The organism is Gemmatimonas aurantiaca, assembly GCF_037190085.1.
In the GTDB taxonomy this organism is placed as follows: domain Bacteria; phylum Gemmatimonadota; class Gemmatimonadetes; order Gemmatimonadales; family Gemmatimonadaceae; genus Gemmatimonas; species Gemmatimonas aurantiaca_A.
In genome coordinates this window covers 234381-256870 of the sequence record NZ_JBBCJO010000002.1, presented here as the reverse complement: position 1 = coordinate 256870, position 22490 = coordinate 234381, and the positions used below count along the sequence as shown (strand labels likewise).

At 66.5% G+C, this 22490-nt stretch carries 16 protein-coding genes; 8 read left to right on the top strand and 8 right to left on the bottom strand.

Annotation, left to right across the window (positions count from 1 at the left end; all coding sequences use genetic code 11):
• Window positions 1-110: 110 nt before the first annotated feature.
• The 5 genes from WG208_RS02695 to WG208_RS02675 all read left to right on the top strand — a co-directional run bounded on the left by WG208_RS02695 (window position 111) and on the right by WG208_RS02675 (window position 5107).
• Window positions 111-599 carry an HIT family protein gene (locus WG208_RS02695; RefSeq protein ID WP_337169774.1) on the top strand — a complete coding sequence of 163 codons (489 nt, stop codon included), beginning with the start codon at window positions 111-113 and terminating at the stop codon, window positions 597-599.
• Between the two features lie 330 nt (window positions 600-929).
• The gene (locus tag WG208_RS02690) at window positions 930-1268 is read left to right on the top strand and encodes an HNH endonuclease signature motif containing protein (protein ID WP_337169773.1); all 339 of its coding nucleotides are present in this window, start codon (window positions 930-932) and stop codon (window positions 1266-1268) included.
• A gap of 145 nt (window positions 1269-1413) precedes the next feature.
• The gene (locus WG208_RS02685; protein ID WP_337169772.1) at window positions 1414-3426 is read left to right on the top strand and encodes a DUF3857 domain-containing transglutaminase family protein; all 2013 of its coding nucleotides are present in this window, start codon (window positions 1414-1416) and stop codon (window positions 3424-3426) included.
• A gap of 27 nt (window positions 3427-3453) precedes the next feature.
• The gene (locus WG208_RS02680) at window positions 3454-4311 is read left to right on the top strand and encodes a neutral zinc metallopeptidase (protein ID WP_337169771.1); all 858 of its coding nucleotides are present in this window, start codon (window positions 3454-3456) and stop codon (window positions 4309-4311) included.
• A 7-nt stretch (window positions 4312-4318) separates the two neighbouring features.
• A complete protein-coding gene (locus WG208_RS02675; protein ID WP_337169770.1) occupies window positions 4319-5107 on the top strand; it encodes a creatininase family protein in 789 nt (262 codons plus the stop codon).
• Window positions 5108-5117: 10 nt separating this feature from the next.
• Here the strand turns inward: WG208_RS02675 and WG208_RS02670 are convergent, their stop codons facing one another.
• The 7 genes from WG208_RS02670 to WG208_RS02640 all read right to left on the bottom strand — a co-directional run bounded on the left by WG208_RS02670 (window position 5118) and on the right by WG208_RS02640 (window position 14982).
• The gene (locus tag WG208_RS02670; protein WP_337169769.1) at window positions 5118-8273 is read right to left on the bottom strand and encodes a CusA/CzcA family heavy metal efflux RND transporter; all 3156 of its coding nucleotides are present in this window, start codon (window positions 8271-8273) and stop codon (window positions 5118-5120) included.
• 3 nt (window positions 8274-8276) lie between these two features.
• The gene (locus WG208_RS02665; protein ID WP_337169768.1) at window positions 8277-9299 is read right to left on the bottom strand and encodes an efflux RND transporter periplasmic adaptor subunit; all 1023 of its coding nucleotides are present in this window, start codon (window positions 9297-9299) and stop codon (window positions 8277-8279) included.
• A complete protein-coding gene (locus WG208_RS02660; protein WP_337169767.1) occupies window positions 9296-10600 on the bottom strand; it encodes a TolC family protein in 1305 nt (434 codons plus the stop codon). Before WG208_RS02660 ends, WG208_RS02665 begins: the two co-directional genes overlap by 4 nt.
• On the bottom strand, window positions 10597-10899 hold the full coding sequence (locus tag WG208_RS02655; RefSeq protein ID WP_337169766.1) for a hypothetical protein: 303 nt from the start codon (window positions 10897-10899) through the stop codon (window positions 10597-10599). The genes WG208_RS02660 and WG208_RS02655 overlap by 4 nt, the downstream gene beginning before the upstream one ends.
• A gap of 233 nt (window positions 10900-11132) precedes the next feature.
• A complete protein-coding gene (locus tag WG208_RS02650; RefSeq protein WP_337169765.1) occupies window positions 11133-12305 on the bottom strand; it encodes an ATP-binding protein in 1173 nt (390 codons plus the stop codon).
• 9 nt (window positions 12306-12314) lie between these two features.
• Window positions 12315-13040 carry a response regulator transcription factor gene (locus WG208_RS02645; RefSeq protein ID WP_337169764.1) on the bottom strand — a complete coding sequence of 242 codons (726 nt, stop codon included), beginning with the start codon at window positions 13038-13040 and terminating at the stop codon, window positions 12315-12317.
• Between the two features lie 16 nt (window positions 13041-13056).
• The gene (locus WG208_RS02640; protein ID WP_337169763.1) at window positions 13057-14982 is read right to left on the bottom strand and encodes an NAD+ synthase; all 1926 of its coding nucleotides are present in this window, start codon (window positions 14980-14982) and stop codon (window positions 13057-13059) included.
• 80 nt (window positions 14983-15062) lie between these two features.
• Here WG208_RS02640 and WG208_RS02635 point away from each other — a divergent pair, with 80 nt between their 5' ends.
• The 3 genes from WG208_RS02635 (at window position 15063) to WG208_RS02625 (ending at window position 19686) form a co-directional block, all read left to right on the top strand.
• Window positions 15063-17162 (top strand): PBP1A family penicillin-binding protein, encoded by a 2100-nt coding sequence (locus tag WG208_RS02635; protein ID WP_337169762.1) that lies wholly within the window; start codon window positions 15063-15065, stop codon window positions 17160-17162.
• A 123-nt stretch (window positions 17163-17285) separates the two neighbouring features.
• Complete coding sequence (hemH, locus tag WG208_RS02630; protein WP_337169761.1) at window positions 17286-18530, top strand: ferrochelatase; 1245 nt, start codon at window positions 17286-17288, stop codon at window positions 18528-18530.
• Entirely contained in the window at window positions 18496-19686 is a 1191-nt protein-coding gene (locus WG208_RS02625) for an NAD(P)-binding domain-containing protein (protein WP_337169760.1), read from the top strand. Before hemH ends, WG208_RS02625 begins: the two co-directional genes overlap by 35 nt.
• Window positions 19687-19775: 89 nt before the next feature.
• On the opposite strand, the gene lon is transcribed toward WG208_RS02625, so the two are convergent.
• Window positions 19776-22328, bottom strand: coding sequence for an endopeptidase La (gene lon, locus WG208_RS02620; protein ID WP_337169759.1), 2553 nt, complete (start codon window positions 22326-22328; stop codon window positions 19776-19778).
• Window positions 22329-22490: the final 162 nt, after the last annotated feature.

The following is a 22490-nucleotide window of genomic DNA, read 5'->3' as shown; positions in this document are numbered from 1 at the left end:
GCGGCCCCCTGGAGGGGTTGACGTGGAACGTTCGTCTTGCCTGCGCGCGCACCGGTTGACAGGTTGGCACGAGAGTCCCTCGCCTCATCGCTTCTGCCCCTATCCGCGCCATGCACGCGCCCACCGCCCCACTCAAGCCGTCCACCGGTCATTGCATCTTCTGCGATCTCATCCACGGCGCGGCCGAGGTGTCGATCTGCTACGAGGATGCGACGGCGATGGCCTTCCTCGATATCCAGCCGGTCAACCCGGGGCATGTGCTGGTCGTCCCGCGGGAGCACTACGAAGTGCTGCAGGACATGCCCAAAACGCTGGCCACCCATCTGTTCGAGGTCGCGCTCACGCTCATTCCGGCCATCCAGACGGCCTCCGGGGCGCCGGACATCAATGTGGTGGTGAATTCCGGCGCCGCGGCGGGGCAGGACGTCATGCACTATCACATCCATCTCATCCCGCGCCGGGAAGGGGACGGGTTCGACATCTCGCTGCCGTTCGGTGCCTCGCTCATGCCCAACCGGCAGCAGCTCGACGGCATGGCCGCACGGATCGGGAGCATGTTGCGGGATCCGCTGGCGCGCGGAGGACAGAAAAAGTCGTGACGTGATCGTGAAGTGATCGTGATCGCGCTTCGGCCGTGTCGGGGGCCGGCCGCTCTTGACGGGAGCAGGAACGTGATCCAACATGCGGGCGTCGTCGAACATCGGGCAGTCTCCAGGATCACGTTGTGTGATGTCACCAGGAGGATGATGCGCGCGTCTCGCCGAAATTCTGTGAATCGCCCCGACGTGAGGCTGACCGCCTCCGCCGGGGCGTCGTCGTTTGTGGACCCCCGCCAGTATGGGCGCAAGTGCGGGCGCGGCGGTGGGCACCGCCAATCCCGCTCGGTATGTGCCGGTGTTTCACGGCCGGCACGTCTGGCGTTTCCGCTGTTGTGTCTGAAGCAGGCGCTGCGCAAAGCGGCGCTGCGGGATTGTGGACATCGGTGCGTCTACTGCGCCACTCCGCTCTCGATGGACACGGCCACGCTCGACCATGTCATGCCCCGCGCCCACGGCGGTGCTCACGATCCGGGCAACCTCGTGGCGGCCTGTGGCCCCTGCAACCGGCTCAAGGGCGATCAGTTGCCGTTCGAGTTCTTTGCGCGGCATCCCTGGGCGGGAGAGAACTTCGTGCGTCACGCCCGGGCCGTGCACCGTGCGCTCAAACGCGGGGCCCGTCGCGCCGTCAGCCTGGCCTTTGCCAGGGACGCCGGGTCGATGGCGGCATGAGGCAGGCTGTTGATGGTCGCTGACGGTCGCTGACGGTTATTGGCGGGCGCTGACGGTCTGCCGACGCTCCGCTGACGGCGAACCGGCGGGAGCGGGCCGTCGGCCCTGTCTGCTGACAGCCCACGCGCCGGGGTTATTGTTGGGGATGCAGCTGCTTCAACAGCTCCGGCGCGTCCCGGCGTGCGCGGTGTTCGTGGTATCCATGATGGGGGTGTCCGCGGCATCCATGCGGGCACAGCCGGCGTCGGCATTGCCCGCGGCCCCGTCCGATTCGATCGTGCGACTCGCGTTCGATCCCGCACGGGTGCGTGGCGCACCGTTCGTGGTGTTGCTCGATGAAGGCGTGCTCCGTGTGGAGCGCGATGGCACCTGGCGCAACGAGGTGCGACAGGTGATGCAGGTGCTCGACGCCAACGGCATCCGCGCGCTTGGCGAACGTGCGCTCACGTTCTCGCGCACCCATCAACGGCTGACGATCCGCTGGGTGCGTGTGCTGCGCCCGAACGGTGAGGTGATCAGCGACCGTCCGGCGCAGGAGCAGGATGCCGACGTGCCGGCCGCGATGAATGCGCCGATCTATCAGGATCAGCGGATACGTCGCCTCTCTCTCGCCGGGGTGGGGGTGAACACCATCGTGGACATCGCGTTCACGCTCGAGGAGCAGGCATCGCCGCGGCCCGGTGATTTCCTGCATCGGTGGGCGCTCAATGGCGTGTTCCCGGTGCGTCGCTCGTCTTTCACCCTCGACATGCCGGCGGGAATTCTGCCACACATCGTCGAGCGCAATCTCGTCGCGCGTCGGCAGGAGGATGAACGCGAAGGACGGCACCGCTTTCAATGGACGGCCATCGACCAGATGCCGCTGCGGGCGGAACCCTTCGCCGCCGATTCGAATGGCATCGCCCAGTCGATCACGGTGTCCGCTCCGGGGGACTGGAACGGGATGGCGTCGTGGTACAACACACTGGCACGCGATCGATATGTCGTCTCACCGGCCGTGGGCCGGGTGGCGGATTCGGTGATGGCGGCGAGTCAACCGCGCAGTCGTCTCGATTCCCTGCGCGCATGGCATCGCTGGGTGACGCAGGATGTGCGGTATGTGTCCGTGGCCCTCGGCATCGGCGGTTACCAGCCGCGGACACCCGACGAGGTGCTGCGTACGGGCTTCGGCGACTGCAAGGACAAAGCAACGCTCTTCATCGCGCTGTTGCGTCGCGCGGGTATCGAGGCCGAACCCGTGGTGCTCGCGCTGAACGGTCGTCCCGACGCAGCGGTGCCGAGCATCTTCCAGTTCAATCATGTGATCGCCGCGGTGCGTGAGGGTGAACGCTGGCGTTATACCGATCTCACCGCCGACGTCTTCCCCTACGGGGACATCCCCGAATCGTATCAGGGAGCCTTTGCCGTGCAGGTCTCGACCACCGGCACCGCGCGATCGATCACATTGCCCGCCTCGTCACCCGATTCCAACCGGGCCGTGATACGGTTTCTGTCCGCGGTGGACGGCACTGGCGCTGCCGTGGGCACGGTGACGGAAGAGGCGGACGGCACCCAGGCGCCGCTGCTGCGGGCCATGCTGGTGGCGGCTGGTGATCCCACGCGGCGCGCCACCGCCGTGCGGGGGCTCGCGCAGCGACTCGCCGGTCAGGAAGCGATGACGGCAGTGGTGATCGATTCCCTGCAGGGCAGCTACGGCCGGGATATGGCGACATCTCCCCGCCTGCAGTATCACGCGCGTCTGCCGGAAACCGTCCGGGCGGTGGGTGGCGCGCGCATGCTGCGTCTGCCGTCCGCCGTGCGTGGCCCCGCCCGGCAGACCCGGGCGTTGCTGGCGCAGATCGACACGGTCCGGCCGCGGATGCTTCCCATCGATGCGGCCCGTATCATTCCTCCGGTGTCGACGAGCGTGGAATGGCGCGTCACGTTGCCTGCCGGCTGGACGGTGGATCTGCCGTCCAATGTGAATACGGCGAGCTTCTTCGGACGGTATCGCTCCACGTGGACGCTCGAGGGCCAGGAGTTGCGCCTCGTGCGCGAGCTCGAGGGTGGACGTGGAGTATTCGGACCGGAGCGGATCGCCGAAGTTCGCGTGTGGTTGCGGACGGTCGGCGCGGATGATCCGGAGTTTCTCACCATGAAGGCGGTGCGCGGTCCGTGACGGACCCGTGCACGATGCGGAGGCACGATGCGGTGGAATCCAGGCGGACGCAGTGACAATCTCGAAGATCGGCGTGGTGCGAGTGGCGGCGGTGGCATGCGCGGCCCCGGTGGTGGCATGCGTGTCGGTCTTGGAGGCATGGTGGTGCTGCTCGTGCTCAGCCTCATCTTCAAGCGCGACCTGATCACGCCGCTCACCGGCGGTGGACTGCCCTCGGCTTCGTCGTCCGCGACGGCGCCGGTGCAGGACCCACAGGAAGAGCAGATGGTGCAGTTCGTGTCGTTCGTGCTCGACACGACGCAGTCCACCTGGACGCGCCTGCTGCCGCAGCAGTATCAACCGGCCAAGCTCGTGCTGTTCCGCGATGCGGTGCAGTCGGCGTGCGGTGCGGCCGAGTCGGCGTCGGGGCCGTTCTACTGCCCGGGTGACCAAAAGGTCTACGTCGATCTGTCGTTCTTCGACCAGCTCGACCGTCAGTTCGGCGCACCGGGTGATTTTGCGCAGGCGTATGTGCTCGCGCACGAGATCGGTCATCATGTGCAGAATCTGCTGGGCACCGAGCGGCAGTTGCGTTCCGCACAGCAGCGCAATCCGTCGTCGGCGAACCGTCTCTCGGTGGCGATGGAGTTGCAGGCCGACTGTTATGCGGGCGTCTGGGGACACGAGGCCGCACGGGCGGGTGTGCTGCAGCCGGGTGATCTCGAGGAAGGCTTGCGCGCTGCATCGGCGGTGGGTGATGACCACCTGCAGAAGATGGCCACCGGACGGGTGAGCCCGGAGTCGTTCACGCACGGGTCTTCGGCCGAACGCTCCCGGTGGTTCCGTCGCGGGTTCGACAGTGGCGATCCGCGCCAGTGTGACACGTTCACCGCCATGTCGCGATGAGTGATCGATGAGTGACCACGGAAACGCCGCGCCGCGGCCGGGTGTACTGGCCGAGCAGACCTGGCCGGCCATGCGGGAAGGAGCATGGCCCGTGGCGTTGCTGCCGTTCGGCGCGACGGAGCCGCACAACACCCATCTGCCTTATGGCACCGACACCATGCTTGGTGCCGAGGTCGCGGCGCGTGTGGCGGCACACGCCATCGCGAACGGCACCGGTGTGGTGGCGTTACCACCCATTCCGTTCGGCGTGAACACCACGCAGCTCGATCTGCGTTTCACGATCAACATCATGCCGAGCACCCAGCTGCTGGTGTTGCGTGATGTGATCCGGAGTCTCGAGCCGAATGGCGTGCGGGCGCTCGTACTGCTCAATGCGCATGGCGGCAACGAACTGCGTGCCCTGGTGCGGGAACTGCAGCCGTCTACCTCGATCATTCTGTCCATCGTGAACTGGTGGCAGGCGGCAGATGCCTCGGTGTTCCGTGAGCCGGGTGATCATGCCGGTGAACTGGAAACGGCGGCCATCATGCACATCGCGCCCGGACTCGTGGACGCCGACCGCAGTCGCTGGGGCAACGGCCAGGTGAACCCCAGCATCTTCGATGGCACCCGCGCCGGCTGGGCATGGCTGCCTCGGCGTTGGACGCAACTCACGGCCGATACCGGTGTGGGTGATCCACGCTCGGCCACGCCGGAAGTCGGTGCGCAATTCATGGCGCAGGCCGTGGAGCGTATCAGCGGGTTCTGCGCGCAGTTGGCGGTGGCGGACGCTGACGCGTTGTGGCGGAGCGAGTGAGGACGTTGGTTCAGAACTGATCGTCCTCCCCTTCGCGTGCCCGACGTGCGTGACGGCGCCGGTACTGACGGGCCACACGGAAGCGTTCCACCACGAAGTAGAGCGCCGGCATCACCAGCAACGTCAGCAGCAGGGCCGAGAGCAATCCGCCCACGATCACCGACGCCAGGGGGCGCTGGATGTCGCTGCCGATGCCTTCGGCGCGGGCCGCGGGAATGAGGCCGATCAGTGCCACCGACATCATCATCAGGATCGGACGGAACTGCGTGACCGCCCCCTCCAGGACCGCCTGGTGCAACCGCAGCAACCGTTCCTGTCGCAGCATGTTGATGTAGCTCACCAGCAGGACACCCGACATCACGGCCACGCCGAAGAGGGAAATGAACCCCACGCCGGCGGACACACTGAAGTTGATGTTCCGCAGCAGCAGTGCGGCGACACCACCCACCATGGCGAAGGGGACGTTCATCAGCACCACGCCCGCATCGATCATGCTGTTGTCGAAGAGCACGAACAGCACCACGAAGATCAGCAGAATGGTGATCGGCACGATGAGCAGCAGCCGCTCGCGTGCGCGGGTCAGATTCTCGAATTGTCCACCCCAGCGGATATCGTAACCATCGGGCAGCGACACCGCCTTTGCCACGCGATCCTGCGCTTCGGCCACGAAACTCCCCTGATCCCGGCCGACGATGTTGGTGCGCACGCCGATCTGTCGGACCCCGTTCTCCCGCGCGATGAGCGTCTGTCCCTCCACCAGCTTCACGCGCGCCACCTGCGACAGGGGAATCCGCGCGCCACTGGTGGTGAGGATCTGCAGATTCTCGATGGCGGGAATGCTCGAACGCGCCTCGCGGGTGTACCGGAGCGTGATGGCGAAGCGCCGGTCGCCCTCGTAGACCTCGCTCACGGGACTGCCCGCCACCGCCAGATCGATCACGGTGTTCACATCACTGATGTCGATGCCGTAGCGGGCCAATGCTTCCCGGTCGACATCGACCAGCAACTGGGTCTGCGGTCCTTCCTGTTCGAGACCACTGGCCGATGCGCCGGGAACGCGCCGGACTTCGTCGAGCACCGCCAGCGCCACACGACGCAGGGTGTCCGGATGATTGCCGTTCACCAGTACGGCGAGATCGGCGGCCGACCCGGTGACGGCTTCGCTCACATTGTCGAGAATGGGTTGCGAGAAGCTGAAGCTCGCACCGGGCATCTGCGTTTCCAGCGCCTGCTGCATGGCCCGCTGCAGATCGCTCTTGGTGCGGCCGGTGGTCCAGCTGTCGTAGGGGCGCAACTGCACCAGCGTCTCGATGCGACTCGGTCCATAGGGATCGGTGCCGTCGTCATTGCGCCCGAGTGACGAGATCGCCACGCGCACTTCCGGAAAACGCGCGAGGGCCGCCCGGATCTGCGTGGGATACTGGCGGGCTTCATCGAGCGCGATGCCGGAGGGCAGGATGCAGCGGATGTTGAAACCGCCTTCGTCCAGTTGCGGCAGGAATTCGGTGCCGATGAGCCGGGCGCCGGCCAACGACGATACGATCAGCACGGCGGCGCCGGCCAGCACCGGACCGGGACGGCGCAACACCCACGCCACCGTGCGGCGATATCGTTCGCTCAGCCAGTGCAGCACCGGATTGTGCCGTTCCCGGAAATTCCGGCCAAGCAGCAGCGAACAGGCCACCGGGACGATGGTCAGTGCCAGGACCAGCGACGTGCCGATGGCGAACGAAAGGGTGAACGCCATCGGGCGGAACAACTTGCCTTCCACGCGCTGCAGCGTGAACAGCGGCAGGAACGCCAGGACGATGATCAGCACCGCGAACACGATCTGCCGGCGCACCTCACTGCCCGCTGCGAAGATCGCCCGCCGGTTGCCGAGTCGGCGCTCCTCGTCGCTGGCGTGCGAGAGGGTGCGGGCGATCGCTTCGACCATCACCACCGACGCGTCGACGATGATCCCGAAGTCGATGGCGCCGAGTGACAGGAGATTGGCGGGGATGCCCGTGGCTTTCATCAGCACGAAGGCGCCGCAGAGCGAGAGCGGAATGGTCACCGCCACCGCCGCGGCGAGACGCAGATCGCCCAGAAAGAGCAGCAGCATCAGCGTCACGATGAGGAGCCCTTCGGCGAGAGTGTGTGACACCGTGCGCAGGGTGGCATCGACCAGCTCCGAACGGTCGTAGAGCACCCGGACCCGCGCTCCGTCGGGCAATGCGCCGGCATTCAGTTCGTCGATGCGCGACTTCACGGCCTCCAGCACTTCGGAGGGATTTTCGCCGCGGCGCATGAGCACGATGCCTTCGACGCCATCGTCCACGTCTTCGTTGCGTATGAGATCGGTGAACCCGAGCACACCCGTTGGCGGCAGGGGGCCCATCTCCACACTGGCGATATCACGCAGGAAGAGGGGTACACCGCGCTGGGTCGACACGACCGTGCGTTCGAGATCCTCCCGCCCGATGATGCGGCCCACCACCCGCACGGCGAGCTGCGAGGCACCGCTGCGGATGACATTGCCACCGGTGCTGCCGTTGTTCTCGCGAATGGATTCCGCGAGTTGCTGGATGGTGAGGCCGAACTTCTGCAACCGCTCGGGGTCGATGACCACATTGTACTGCCGGACGAGACCACCGAAGTTCGTGATGTCGGTGACACCCGGCGCCTGCAGCAGGCGCGGGATGACCACCCAGTCCTGCAGCTCCCGCAACTGCATGGAGTTGAAGCGCGCGTCGCCTTCCACCACATACCGCACGATCTCACCCACGGGTGTGGAGAGCGGTGCCAGTTGTGGTTGCGCGCCTGCCGGCAGGTCCACGTCGCGCAGCTTCTCGAGTACCTGCTGGCGCGCGAAGAAATCGTCGGTGCCTTCCTGGAACGTCAGTTTGACGATGGACAGTCCGAAGATCGTCCGTGAGCGCCGGTTGAGCACACGGGGCACACTGTTGACGGCGCGTTCGACGGGGATGGTGATCTGCTGTTCCACCTCCTCGGCGGCGCGTCCGTCGTACTGGGTGATGATCGCGACTTCGGTGTCCGACACATCGGGGTATGCTTCGAGTTTGAGCGCGCGCCAACTCGCCACGCCGGCGATCACGAGCACCACCGAGAGCACGAGGACCAGCAGGCGCTGGCGCAGGGAGAAGCGGGCAATCGCGTCGAGCATGCGTCAATATCCGAACGAGAGGCCTTTGAGCAGCATGACGTTCGACGTCACGACCTGCTCACCCGGCCCGATGCCCCGCAGGACGGCAACCAGAGTGCCATCATCGGGGCCGAGAGTGAGTTCGCGGCGTTCGAAGGTGCCGGCGGCGGTGCGCACGAAGGCGAATGTGCGCGCGTCGGCCTGCACCACCGCCGACCGGGGAATCGCCACGGCCTGCGCCGCCCGCTGCTCCACCAGCACGGATGCGAACATGCCGGGCCGCACCCCACCCGGCTGGCCCACGCTGATCGCCACCCGCGCCGTGCGGGTCTGCGGATCGATGGCATCGCTTACCGACACCACACGGCCGCGCTGCGGTTCATCGGGGAACGACGTGAGGTCGACGAGAGCCACGGCGCCCACCCGTACCAGACCGATGCGGGCTTCGGGCAGATCGGCGCTCACCAGCGCGGCGCCCGGCCCCAGACGCGCGAGAATCGTGGGATCGAGTCCGGCTTCGCGCAGACGGGCTTCACTCTCGCGCACGTGCGACTCGGCCTGCAATGCATCCACTTCGGCATCGTCGACGTCCTTGCCCGCGGCCGCGCCATTGCGCGACAACGCCAGCAGTCGCTCGGCGACACGACGGGTGCGGGCGAGCTCGGTGTGCGCGCGGAGATACTCCGCGTAGGCCTGTGACAGGTCCGGCGTCTCGAAGATCAGCAGTGGCGTGGCCAGATCCCGCACCGCCACGGCGGTGGCAACGACCCGTCCCGGCAGCCGCTGGCTCACCGCGAACGTGTGTCGCCGGGATTCGGCGAGATCGAACCGCTGCGCGCGCGCGGAATCGAGGACGACATGACGCGTGTTCGTGTCGGCCGCGGAACCGGCGGGTGTTTCCTCGGTCGGCGTGACGGCCGGCGGATCGACGAACACACAGGCCGTGTGACTCACCAGGAGCAACGCGAGTGCGCAACGGTAGGAGCGGCGCGCCCACCGCGCCTGAGGAGCAGGGTGCGTGGACGGAAGGCGGATGAACGACATCATGATGGCGGGACGGGAGAGAGGCCGGCGATGAATTGCAGATGGATCAGGCTCTTGTTCAGAGCGGCGATGGCATCGGTGTGCGCGCGGCGGACCTCGTCGTAGCTGCGTTCCGCATCGAGCAGTTCGACGAGTGAGGTTGCGCCGTTGCGGTAGGCGAACTCCGCAGCCGTTCGCGCGGCCAGCGAGCGTTGCAGCATGCCGTCCTCGCCATCGCCGAACCGCGACAGCGCCGCGAGACGGGATTCCACCACGGCGAGTACGCGCCGCAGATCGCCGCGCACTTCGCGTTCGATGCGTTCGAGTTCGTCGCGGGCCTGCGCCAGGCGCACGGCGGCCTTTTCCCGTTCCCCCTGATTGCGGTTGTACCGTGGCAACGGCATGTTCACCGTCGCGCCGTACAAGGGGATGCGCTGCTGCATGCTGTATTCGAAGGCCAGTGACAGATCGGGACGGGCCATCGCCTCCTGCAGACGCTGATCGGCGAGGGCCACCTCGATGTTCTGCCGGGCGGCGCGCACATCGGCGCGCTGCATCAGCGCCAGCGTCACGAGTGAATCGGCGGTGAGCGTCGGTGAGAGCATCGGTGTCAGGGTGTCGACCGGCACCAGCAGACCGCTGATGCCCAGCAGACGGGCGACGAGGGCCCGCGATTCGGTCGTTTCGATCCGCTGATCTTCGAGCGCCACCGCCGCGCGGCCACGTTCCACGGCGATGCGGGCGAATTCGGCAGCGGAGATCTGACGACCTTCGAGACGCACCCGACTCACCTCGACCAGGCGTTGATATCCTTCGAGCGTGGCAGCGGCAATGCGTTCAGCCGCGAGACTGGCCAGCAGGTCCGTCCAGGCCATGTCGACATCGCCGAGCTGCTGCTGGAACACATCGGTGGCGCGCTGCTCGGTGAGCAGGCGCGTGCGCGAGGCCACGTCGGTGCGCAGGGCCCGCTTGTTGCCTCGTTCGATGGGGAAGGCCAGCTGGATGCCGTATTGACGGCTGTTGGGTGAGGTCTCTCCGCCACCGAGCGGCAGCACGTCGGCCATGACTTCGAGCTGCGGATTCTGGCGCAGTCGCGCGGTGGTCACATCACCCGCGGCCAACGCCGTTTCAAAACGCGCGCTGCGCAGGGCCGGGTTGTGGCGCCGCACGAATTCGGGCAGATCACTGCGGCGCAGTCGGATGGTGTCGCCCGTCGGCACGGTCTGTTGTGCGCGCAACGACGAAGGGCCGGCCAACCATACCACGACGGCCAGGCGACCCAGCGGGAGGCCCAGCGCGTTCCGGATACGCCGATGCAGGATCACAGCCGCTGCTCCCGCAGGAACGCGTACGCCTCCACGGCATAGGCGATGATCGCGTGCCGTGGCTGGAGTTCATCGTGCACGACGCGCAGGATGGCTTCGGCATCGGATGGAGACACCAGGGCCTCGATGAGGACCAGCCATTCCCGGAGCGCCGCCTCCGGTGTTTCGGTGTCGGGCGCGCGGGTGACCTGACCGTAGACGCAGGTATGGGCGCCCGTGGCGGCAAGTAGCGCGGCGATCTCGTCGACGACCGTATGGTCGGCGACGATGCGGACGAGACGAAGTGAATGCAGATGCATGGGAAGGGCGCGGAGCCTCGGGAAACGAACCACGTTCGCTTCACATGGTATCCGAATGCCGCGCCACTTCTGTGCGTGTCGCCGCTAATGTTGTGCTATGCCGTGTCGTTCTGCCGCCCCTTTGCGCGGCAGCTGGCCGCGAGACGCCAACCGGAATCCGGAGCGCGCCAAGGTTTTGCTAAGGTCCTGCTAAGGTCGTGTCGTACCACACGCCGCATACGACAGGATGGCGGTCAGGATGTGCGCGGCGTGATGGAATCCTGATCCGCATCCGGCGCGGCATCGGACCAGTCCCGCGCCGGCAGTGACAGCACGAATCGGGTGATGTCGGGATCGTTGTGTTGCAACTCGAGCGTGCCGCCCTGCGCCTCGGTGAGCGCGCGGGCGATCGCCAACCCGAGACCGACGCCCGGAATGCGCGACTGCGTCAGTGCACTGCCCGCGCGGGTGAAGGGCTCGAAGATGCGATCCCGGTCGACGTCGGCAATGGCCGGCCCCTGGTTCTGCACGGTGAATCGCAGCATGTCGGATGCGCGGTCCACGTGCAGTTCGATGGTGGTGTGGGCCGTGCCGTACTTGGCAGCGTTCTCCACCAGATTGACCAGCACGCGTTTGCTCAGCACGAGATCGAACGCGCCCGCCAGCACCGGCCCCGTCATGGGCACGGACGAGTGCAGCGTGTGGGTGCTCAGGCGGTCGGTGCATTCACGCACGACGGCGCCGACCAGATCCTCGGCCGGATAGGTCTCGATGTGAACGGGAAGCGCTCCGCCACGAATGCGGGAATAGTCGAGGAGTTCCCGCACGAGATGCGACAGACGGTCGGTTTCCTGCTGCACCAGCGCCCAGTCGGTGTCGTCCGACACCGAGCGACGACCGGCCAGCGCGCGAATCGTGGTCAGGGGTGTGTGCAGATCGTGGGAGACGGCGGCCAGCAACGCATCCTTCATGCGATTGGCTTCCGCCAGCCCTTCGGCCTGCGCCGCCTGCGTCGCCAGCGCCGTGCGTTCGACGGCCAGGCGTTCGATCTCACGGGCCCGGGTCTCGGCAAGGGTGGCGCGGGCCCGCGCGATGGTGAGCAATCGCGCCGCGACCACGGCCACGATGAGAAACGACGTGAGTTCGATCAGGTCGACACCCTTGGGTACGTCGAGGGTGTCGAGCGGGAATTCGAAGTAGTAACTCAGCAGGGCGAACGCCAGCAGCGCGATGCTCACGCCCGCGGCGAAACCCAGCGTGGCGCTGGCACCGAGCACGATGAGCAGCATCATCAATGCCGCGTGCGTCTGCTCGATCTGCTCGCGTGAGGGAACCAGCAGGGCCACGAGCAGCGCCAGCGCCGCGACCCAGGCCAGCCACAATGCAAAAGCCCGCCCGCGTGATCGCGTCGACCGTTCAGCGCGCATGACCGCCGCTCACGGCGATGTGGTGGACGATGCGGGATCCGGCCATTCGAAGCGATAGCCCACACCGGGATCGGTGACGATGTAGCGGGGTTCGGCCGGATTGGCTTCGATCTTCCGGCGCAGATGGGTGAGATGCACGCGCAGATGGAGACTCGCATCGCCATACTCGCGGTTCCACACCGCCAGGAAGAGCTGGCGGTGAGTCATGGTACGCCCCCGCTGGGTCACGAGAACCCGCAGCAGCGTCCATTCCGTCGGAGTGAGTCGCAGCGGATGCCCGGCGCGCGTGGCCAGGCGTTGCTGCAGATCGAGTTCCACGTCGCCGAGTCGCAATCGTACGGGTGAGGTGCCGTTGCGTCGATCGGTGAAACGACGCACATGGGCCCGGATGCGGGCCACCAGCTCCGGACTGGAGAACGGTTTGGTGATGTAGTCGTCGGCACCCGCATTCAGCAGGGCCACCTTGGTGGGTTCGTCGTGCATCGCGGAGAGCACCAGCACCGGCACCTGGGTGAAAGCCCGCAACGAACGGCACAGATCGAGCCCGGGCATGTCGGGCAATCCGAGATCGAGAATGATGGCATCGAGTGCCTGACGGGAGGCCATGGCGAGGCCTTCCCGCGCCGTGGCCGCCTCACTCACGTCCGCCGCGTACTCCTGCAGCGCTTCGCGCAGAGCCCGACGGACATGCTCGTCGTCCTCGATGATCAGCAGATGCAGCCGGACATCGGTCATGGGACAGGGCGATTGACTAGTAGTCCACCGGTCGCAGATACGACTCGCCGATCCCCGACTGACTGACCAGCGCGGTGGCCGGCGGGCGGCGCTTCCAGTGCGTGCTGTTCAGACGCCGGGACACGATGGCCAACTCCTCGGCGCCGAAACCGCGTGCGTGCATGGCCTCGTCGGAATAGCCGTGCAGCAATCCGTTCAGAATCTCGTCGGCGCGGGGATAGGAAATACCGAGGTCCCCTTCGTCGGTCTGCCCCACGATGAGATCCGCGGTGGGGGCTTTGGTGACCACGATGGACGGCACTCCCAGATGCCGTGCGAGGGCCCACACCTGGGTCTTGTACAGATCGCCGATGGGATTCACCGGTGGGGAATCGTCGGCGTGCCAGGTGAAATACCCGAAGAGCCGCTCGGTCTTGTTGCCCGTGCCCAGGGGAAGGGCGCGATACCGCGCGGACAGATCGAAGAGTGCGATCATGCGCACGCGGGCCATCACGTTGCCGCGGCGTCCACCATCGGCGTCGGGCTCATTGGCGAGATACCCGTCGACAGCCGGCGAGATATCGAGCGTGCGGGATTCGATGCCAAGCGCATCGATCACGAGTTGTGCATGGTCCAGCGATTCGCTGCTCGATGTACGGTAGGGCAATCGCACGCCGATGACATTGGACGCGCCGAGCGCGCGCACGGCGAGTGCGGCCGTCACGGCGGAGTCGACTCCACCGGAGATGCCGACGACGGCTTTGCCGAAACCACGACGCGCCATCTCTTCCCGCAGAAAACCGGTGAGCCACTCCTCGGTGAGTTCGGCATCGATGGTGAGCGGCGGTGGCCCGCCATGATCACGCATGCCATGCCGGATCACCGGAAGCTGCTCCGGCAACGCCCGGATGATGGTGTTGGCCTTCTGCAGGGCTTCGGTGGGGACGGGGAATTCGCCGGTGGTGAATCCGCGTGCCTGCCGCAGGAGATCGGCGGCCTCGGGTTCGGGGCCGTCGTACGCCAGCGTCGCCGGCACGCCTTCGGTCACCCGGCGCACGTTGTCGAGCACATGGGGGAGGGCCACGCGCAGATCGCTGAGCAACGGACTGTCGGCCCGCGCGCGGACGATGTCGTCGAGATCGATCGTGAACGACACAAAACTCTCTTCCCAGACCGGCGCGCGTCCGCGCACATCCCCGCCCGGTCCCACCAGATGCGAGGTCCCGAAGAAGCGCTTGCCACCTTCGGAGCCCACGAGATTCACGAAGCTCGCGTAGACGCCATGCTCCTCGGCGATATCCCGGATGAGGCGTTCCCAGCGGGCGGCGCTGTAGGGACCCGGGACGCCGTCCTCCCGTGGCCATGAACCGCGGGCGGGCGCCGCGGACGACACGAAGACCAGTTGTGCGCCGTCCAGGGCGGCCAGCGTGCCGCTGACGGAATGCCAGGCGTCCTCGCAGACCAGCAGGGCCGCGCGTCCCCATGGGGTCTCGAACGCCCGGATGTCCGTCCCGCGTTCGACAAAACGCTCCTCGTCGAAGAGACCGTAGGTGGGGAGGAAGTTCTTGCGGTGCACGTGACGCAGCACCGGCGGGCCATCGTCGAGTCCGATCGTGATGTAGGCCGCGCTGTTGTGCAGTGTATCGCGCCAGCGCTCGTAGAAGCCGATCACCACGTCCAGGGGGAAGGTGTCGAGTCCGGCGGTCATGCAGGCCGTGCGGTAGGCCTCGTCGAGATCGTACGCCAGCACGCCGGCGGTGACGGCGACCTCGCGCACGCCGCCTTCCACGAAATAGCCGGAGAGCGCGGTTTCGGGAAAATGCACGACCTGCGGTCTGGGCTCGAGCGCGGCGGCCTGCGCACAGAGGCGGCCGATTCTGGCGAGGTTGCCGGCCGTGTCACCCTTGCGGGGCGCGAATTGACACAGGGCGATGGTCAGCGGACGGATCGGGTCACCAAGCATGCTCCAATACTAGCGCGCCTCCGCGGAATCGTCGGCGACCGGGCCGAACCAGGCGAGGGACCGGTGTGTAGAATTGAAGCATGACACGATCTCGCTCCCGCATGCCGGTTGTCGGTGCCATCCTGCCCGGTATGGTGCTGCTCGGCAGTCTCGGGCTGTCGTCGTCACCGGTCGGCGCGCAGGCCGGAGGACAGTCCGGTACGGCTCAGGGGACGACTCCGCCGTCCACCGGTGAGCCCTGGCGCATCATCACGCCGCCACAGGCCACCCTGGTCCTGGCACGTGATGGCGCACTGCTGGGCGAGATGGGACGGGAGCGCCGGGTGAGCGTGGCACTGCGCACGCTGCCGAAGTACGTGGGGCAGGCATTCATCGCCGTGGAAGACAAACGGTTCTATCAGCACGACGGCGTGGATCTGGTGGGCGTGGCCGGCGCACTCAAGGACGCGGTGACCAAGGGGAGCCTGCGCGGTGCCAGCACCATCACGCAGCTCCTGGTGGGCAACATGCACCCCGACGTGATCGACCGGCGCGATCTTTCGCCCACGCGCAAGCTGCGCGAACAGCAGGCCGCGCGCGAAATGGAACGCCACTATTCCAAGGAGCAGATCCTCGAGGCGTTCCTCAATCAGATCTCGTTCGGGCGTGGCGCGTATGGCATCGAGATGGCCGCGCGCCAGTATTTTGGCAAAGGTGCGGCCGATCTGACGCTCGCCGAAGCGGCATCGTTGGCGTCGATGCCCAAGAGTCCGGTGTTGTACGATCCCGTGCGGTACGCCGATCGCAACCGGGAGCGGCGCAATACGGTGCTCGCGCTCATGGCCGATCAGGGATACATCACGGCGGCGCAGGCCGCCGCGGCGCAGAAGGAACCGGTGCGCACCGTCTCCACCAACCGTCAGCCGGCTCCGTGGGTGGTGGACGTGGTGCGGGTGCAGGCGGAACGCGCGGGCGTGCCGGTGATGCAGGGCGGCTATCGCATTCACACCACCATCGATCTCGCGTTGCAGCGCGCGACCCAGGCTGCGCTCACCAGCGGTATCGAGGAGATCGAGAGTCGTCCGGGGTTCCGTGGTCAGCGCTGCCGGGCCGGCGCCGATACCGCGAAGAGCGGAAGCAAGGCGCCCCGGGTGGCTGCCTGTCTCGAAGGCGCGGCCGTGGTGCTCGATCCGGCCACGGGTGACGTACGTGCCCTGGTGGGCGGACGCGACTATGCACGTTCGTCTTTCAATCGGGCGGTCGACGGCAATCGTCAGCCGGGCTCGAGCTTCAAGGCGTTCGTGTATGCGCAGGCGGTGGCCCAGGGTCTCACGGCCAATGCCACCGTGGCCGACACCGCGCTCCGGCTCCGTCTCGAGAATGGACAGATCTATTCGCCCGACAACGCCGACAACACGTTTCTCGGGCCGCTCACCCTTCGCGAAGCCCTGACCAAATCCCGCAATCCGGTCGCGGTGCAGCTGGCGCAGTCCGTGGGCATGGACTCGGTGACCGCGCTGGCGCGGCGTGCCGGGCTGCGCTCTCCCATCGCGCCATATCCATCGAGCGCGCTGGGCGCGAGCGTGGTGCAGCCGCTGGACTTCGTGGCCGCCTATGCGGCCTTCGACAACGGCGGGGTGGGCGTCGAGCCGCGCTTCATGGTACGCGTGGAAGATCGCACGGGGCGCACCATCCTCGCGCCACAGAGCGCGGCCCCCCGTCCCGCCATGGACCCGCGGGTGGCATTCATCGTGCGCGACATGATGCAGGATGTGGTGACACGGGGCACGGCAACCGCACTGCGTCGTATCGTTCCGGCGCGGGTTCCGGTGGCCGGCAAGACCGGCACCACCAATGACAACACCGATGTCTGGTTCGTGGGGATGACCCCCGAACTGGTGACCGGTGTCTGGTTGGGTTTCGACAAGCCCGCCATGATCGCACCGGGTGCCGCGGGTGGAACGCTGGCGGCTCCCATTGCCGGTCACATTCTCGCCTCGGCATACGATTCGCGCGGCAGCAATGTGTGGACTCCGCCGCCGGGTATCGTGGCGGTGGAACTCGATCGCACATCAGGGCAGCTTGCCACCGGCGCCACCCCCGCGGATCGGCGCTACACCGAGTGGTTCCTCGAAGGCACCGAACCCGGCGCATTGGCCTGGCCCTGGAGTCTTTTCCGGCTCGGTCCAATCGGGAATTGATTTGTAGAAATTCCGACGTGTGCGGAATGCGGTGTACGTCGTGAAGCGGCTAGGTAAGACTACGGAGCGGCGCCCGTAGAGAAACGGAATGGAAGGTCGGTGCGCAGCGGTTGATGCTTCGACATGACTTCATCAGACGTATTGTCACGGCGAGCGTCGTCGCCGGTCGATGGACCGATCCCCGTCGCACCGCAGGCGTCGCGTGGGGGCACCGGCATCGTCATGATGAATCTTGGTGGACCCGCCACACTGGATGACGTCGAACCGTTTCTGGTGCGGCTGTTCGCCGATCGGGAGATCATCCAGCTGCCATGGCAGGATGTCCTCGGGAAGTTCATCGCCACACGGCGCGCGCCAAAAGTGCGGAAACTGTACGAGGCCATCGGCGGGGGGTCGCCCATCAAGGCGTGGACGGAAGCGCAGGGCGAGGCGATGTGTCGCCGGCTCGACGAGATGTCTCCTGAAACGGCGCCGCACCGGTTCTACATCGCCTTTCGCTACACCACGCCGTTTGCCGACGACGCACTGCGGGCCATGAAGGCCGATGGCATCACGCGCGCCATCGCGTTCACGCAGTATCCGCAGTGGTCCTGCGCCACCACGGGATCGAGTCTCAACGATCTGTGGCGTGCGCTCGATCGCACCGGGCTGCGCGACGCGTTCGAGTGGAGCATCATCGATCGCTGGGGAGAGCATCCGGGTTTCATCGAAGCGATGGCCGGCGCGGTCGAGGATGGGCTCGAAGACTTTCCCGCGGCGGAACGCGACGATGTCCTGGTGCTCTTCAGTGCGCATTCGCTGCCACTCTCCGTGATCGATCGCGGTGACGCCTATCCCGCCGAGATCGGCGGCTCGGTGAGTCGTGTCGTGGAAGCCATCGGATTGCGGAATCCGCATCTGGTGTCCTACCAGTCCGAGGTAGGGCCGGTCCGATGGCAGGGACCCAGCACGGAGTCGGTGATCACGCAGTTCGCGAAGAGCGGTCGCAAGAATCTGCTGGTGGTGCCGATCGCGTTCACCAGCGATCACATCGAAACACTCTCCGAACTCGACATCGAGTACGCGGAACTGGCCCACTCTCTGGGCATGACGGGATTCCGTCGCGCGCCAGCGCTCAACGTGCGCACCGAGTTTCTCGATGCGCTCGCGGACATCGTGTCGCAGCATCTCGCGGCGCGCACGCCGTGGAGTTCGCAGTACATCACGCGTTGCCCCGGGTGCACCAACAGCGAATGCCGCGGCGCGCCTTCGCGTGTTGTGTCGCCTGGAGAGTCGGGAGCGCCGGCCTGTCGGTCCAGCACGGCCACCGCCGCACGCCTGCCCCAGGCGACCGATGTCGTCGCTCATGTTTCCGCCGCGGCGCACTGACGTGTTTCTGCTCCCCTTCCATGTCATCGGCGTGTCGCACGCGGCCAATCCAGCCGATCGGGTGGGGCGTCTCCGGCTCTCGGCCGAACGGGCCGACGCACTGCTGGCGTCGTTGCGGGCGCAGCAGTCGTCCGCGGTGCTGCTCAGCACCTGCCATCGCACCGAGTTGTACTGGTGGGGCGAGGAAGAACTGGGTGAGTGGTATGTGCGGGAAGTGATTGGTGAGACGCCCGACGGGTCGGCGAATATCCGCATCGATCGCGCCGATGCCGACCTCGCGGTGCGTCATCTCTTTTCGGTGGCCTCCGGCATGCAGTCGGTGCGGTACGGCGAACCGGAAATCCTCGGACAGGTGCGTCGCGCCTGGATGGCATCGCGCGAAGCGGGCACGGCGTGCGGGCCCATCGACGCGCTCTTCCGTCAATCCATCGATGCCGCACGCCACATCCGCTCGGCGATGGGGTCGGACAGCGATCCCACCCTGGGTGACCGCGTGGTCGATCGTATCGTGCAGTACGCGGCCGTGGAGCCGGAGGCGACACGGGCGGAAGCCCTGCGGGTACTCGTCGTGGGTGCGGGTGATGCCGCACGCAGTACCCTCGAGGCGCTGCATCACCGCGCGACGGAAGTCGCCCGACCGATGCAGATCGCGATCACCAGCCGCACCGACGTCCGTGCCGAGACGCTGGCGGAACGATTCACCGTGCACCCGTTTCCCTGGGATTCGCGCGATGTGGCGATGTTCCGCGCAGACATCGTGGTCTTCGCCGTACATGTGACCACGCCGTTGGTGACCCCAGCGTATGCGGTCGTGGCACCGCCGCGCACCCGCAAGGCCTTGTGGATCGATCTCGGGGTGCCCGGGACCGTGGCGACCGATTTTGCCGCGTCATCGATCGACGTGTTGCCGCTCAAGGCCATTCAGAGCGCGGCATCGCCGATGCTGCAGGTGGAGCGCATGCGGCGGGCGTCGGGGGCATTGCAGCGGGAGCTGGATCGGTGTGCGCGGGCCACGCACCGTCTGCAACTGGGCGCCAGGCTCGGAGCGCTGGAAGAACGCGCCGTGGCTGCGGCCATTGCGCACGGTGACGTTTCGGCGGAAGGGGTGGCGCGTCGCGTCACGCGACTGGTCCTTCGCGAACTGACGCGCGCGTAGGCACGCGTCAGCGTCGGATGGCGCCGGAAACGACGAAGGGAGGCACATCGATGTGCCTCCCTTCGTGTGTTTTCCGACACCGGCTGTCCTCAGACGCCGGCCAGCTCCTCGACCGCGTCCACCGGTGCATCCGTCAGCGCGATATCCAGCACTTCACGCAGCGTCTCCACCGGATGGAAGGTGAGCTGCTTGCGCACCTCGTCCGGCACGTCCTCCAGATCCGCTTCGTTGGCCTTGGGGATGATGACTTCCTTGATACCGGCACGATGCGCGCCGAGGACCTTCTCCTTCACACCACCGATGGGAAGCACGCGGCCGCGCAGCGTGATCTCCCCGGTCATCGAGACATCACGACGCACCTTGCGGTTCGTCATCTCACTCACGAGTGCCGTGGCGATCGCGATGCCGGCGCTGGGGCCGTCCTTGGGGATCGCACCCGCGGGCACGTGAATGTGTGCCTCGCTGGCCGCGGCGACCCGTTCGAGCGGAATGCCCAGCAACTCCGCGTTGTTGGTCGCGTAGGTGAGCGCCGCACGGGCGCTCTCCTTCATGACATCACCCAACTGCCCAGTGAGGATGAGCGAGATGGGTCCGACGCGCAGAGATTCCTCGTCTTCCGACGGACGGGTGCGTGAGGGGCCACGACGGATGCTGGCTTCCACGAACATGATGTCGCCGCCCATCGGCGTGTAGTACATGCCGGTGGAGATGCCCACCTCGTCGTGTTCGGCTGCCCGTTCCGGATGCACCTTCGGACGACCCAGCAGTTCCCGCACTTCTTCCGCGCTGATCACCTTGTCGTCGATGGCACCGGTGTCACCCATCGCCACGCGACGCGCCACCTTGCGTGCCACGGCACCGAGTTGCCTTTCGAGCTGACGCACACCCGATTCCCGTGTGTATTCGCTGATGACCTTCATGACCGCGTCGTCGGTGAACGACAGATCCCGACCGGCGAGCCCCGATTCCTCGAGCTGGCGCGGAATGAGATACGTCTTGGCGATCTCCTGCTTCTCCCGCTCGGTGTAGCCGCTGAAATCGACCACTTCCATGCGGTCGAGCAGCGGACCGGGAATGTTCTGGATGAAGTTCGATGTCGCGATGAACAGCACCTCGCTCAGATCGAACGGGACACCGAGATAGTGGTCGGTGAACGAATCGTTCTGCGCGGGATCGAGCACTTCGAGCAGCGCGCTCGACGGGTCGCCCTGATACGACTGGCCGAGCTTGTCGACTTCGTCGAGCAGGAAGACGGGATTCTTGCTACCCGCCTGCTTCATGCCCTGGATGATGCGCCCGGGCATGGCGCCCACATACGTGCGGCGATGCCCACGGATGTCGGCTTCGTCACGGGCGCCACCGAGCGCCACGCGAACGTACTCACGGCCGAGCGCGCGCGCGATCGACTTCGCGATGCTGGTCTTGCCGACACCCGGTGGGCCATTGAAGAGCAGGATCGGGCCACGCGCCATCGCGCGGGCCTTGGCTTCGCGCGTGTCGGTGATCTGTCGTTCTTCACTGGCGCTCGTGTTCAGCGCCGGATTGGCATCGCTGGTGTCGCCCTTGAGCTTCGACACGGGGAACTCGCCCGTCGTGGCGACTTCGGCCGCCACCTGCTGTGCGCGAAGCTGACGCACGGCGAGAAACTCGAGGATGCGATCCTTCACATCCTTGAGACCGTAGTGGTCTTCGTCGAGGATTTCACCGGCGCGGGCCAGTTCGAGATGGTCGTCGGACCGCTCGTTCCACGGCAGCTCGGCGATCCACTCGAGGTACGTGCGGATGACCTGCGCCTCCATCGACTCGCGGCCGGCGCGCTCGAGACGACCCAGTTCGCGCTCCACTTCGGCGCGGGCTTCCTTGGGGAGCTCGAGCTTGCTGATCTTCTCGCGCAGCTCGATGATCTCCTTGCTGGAGTCGTCGTCGCCGAGCTCCTTCTGGATGGCCTTGAGCTGCTCGCGCAGGAACATCTCACGCTGCCGCTCGCCGAGCTCTTCCTGGACCTGGCTCTTGATGTCCTCCTGGGCCTCGAGCAGACCGATCTGACGCTGCACGTGCACGAGCACCCGACGCAGGCGCTCTTCCACGCTGAGCGTTTCGAGCAACCCCTGCTTTTCGGGCACGGTGAGTTCGATGTAACCGGCCACGAGGTCGGCGAAGCGGCCGGCGTCCTCGACCGAGTCGAGCACCTGATGCACGACCTCCTCGGGAAGTCCGCGCTTCTCGCCGAGTTCGGCGGCGCGCTCGCGGGCCTCCTTGTGAAGCGCCTCGAACGCCGGATCCTTGAGATCGAGCGGCATCATCTCCTCGGCGGGGACGATGACGGCCGTCAGATACCCTTCCACCTCGGAGTAGTGCAGGGCCGTGGCGCGCTGCTCACCCTGCAACAGGAGCTGTACCCCGCCCAGGCCACGTTGGACCTGGCCGATGCGGGCGATCACACCCGTGGTGAAGAGAATGTCGGGCGCCGGCTCCTCCGTGTTGTCGCGCTGGGCGACGGCGAAGACCAGACGGTCCCCCTTGAGTGCCGTTTCGATGGCACGCAGGGTACCCGGGCGCCCCGCGGCAATCGGCGCGGTGATCCCGGGGAACATGACAGTCCCGCGGAGAGGCAGGACCGGAAGAGTTTGACGCTGACCCATGAGAAATCCTGAGCAAAAGGAATGGCGCCCAAGGAGTGGCATGTTTCGCACCGTGCCGTTTACGCCATCGCGGCAGGGTTTGCAACTTTTTCCTGACCAGTTGACGTAGGGACTGGCGACGGACTGCCGGGACGGCCGGCTGGCGCGCGACAGATGCCGCTC

Bases quoted from the DNA above. Each gene is read 5' to 3' on its own strand.
- WG208_RS02695 (WP_337169774.1), top strand. From the start codon at position 111: ATGCACGCGCCCACCGCCCCACTCAAGCCGTCCACCGGTCATTGCATC.
- WG208_RS02685 (WP_337169772.1), top strand. From the start codon at position 1,414: ATGCAGCTGCTTCAACAGCTCCGGCGCGTCCCGGCGTGCGCGGTGTTC.
- WG208_RS02680 (WP_337169771.1), top strand. From the start codon at position 3,454: ATGCGGTGGAATCCAGGCGGACGCAGTGACAATCTCGAAGATCGGCGT.
- WG208_RS02675 (WP_337169770.1), top strand. From the start codon at position 4,319: ATGAGTGACCACGGAAACGCCGCGCCGCGGCCGGGTGTACTGGCCGAG.
- WG208_RS02670 (WP_337169769.1), bottom strand. From the start codon at position 8,273: ATGCTCGACGCGATTGCCCGCTTCTCCCTGCGCCAGCGCCTGCTGGTC.
- WG208_RS02665 (WP_337169768.1), bottom strand. From the start codon at position 9,299: ATGATGTCGTTCATCCGCCTTCCGTCCACGCACCCTGCTCCTCAGGCG.
- WG208_RS02655 (WP_337169766.1), bottom strand. From the start codon at position 10,899: ATGCATCTGCATTCACTTCGTCTCGTCCGCATCGTCGCCGACCATACG.
- WG208_RS02650 (WP_337169765.1), bottom strand. From the start codon at position 12,305: ATGCGCGCTGAACGGTCGACGCGATCACGCGGGCGGGCTTTTGCATTG.
- WG208_RS02645 (WP_337169764.1), bottom strand. From the start codon at position 13,040: ATGACCGATGTCCGGCTGCATCTGCTGATCATCGAGGACGACGAGCAT.
- WG208_RS02640 (WP_337169763.1), bottom strand. From the start codon at position 14,982: ATGCTTGGTGACCCGATCCGTCCGCTGACCATCGCCCTGTGTCAATTC.
- WG208_RS02635 (WP_337169762.1), top strand. From the start codon at position 15,063: ATGACACGATCTCGCTCCCGCATGCCGGTTGTCGGTGCCATCCTGCCC.
- hemH (WP_337169761.1), top strand. From the start codon at position 17,286: ATGACTTCATCAGACGTATTGTCACGGCGAGCGTCGTCGCCGGTCGAT.
- WG208_RS02625 (WP_337169760.1), top strand. From the start codon at position 18,496: ATGTCGTCGCTCATGTTTCCGCCGCGGCGCACTGACGTGTTTCTGCTC.
- lon (WP_337169759.1), bottom strand. From the start codon at position 22,328: ATGGGTCAGCGTCAAACTCTTCCGGTCCTGCCTCTCCGCGGGACTGTC.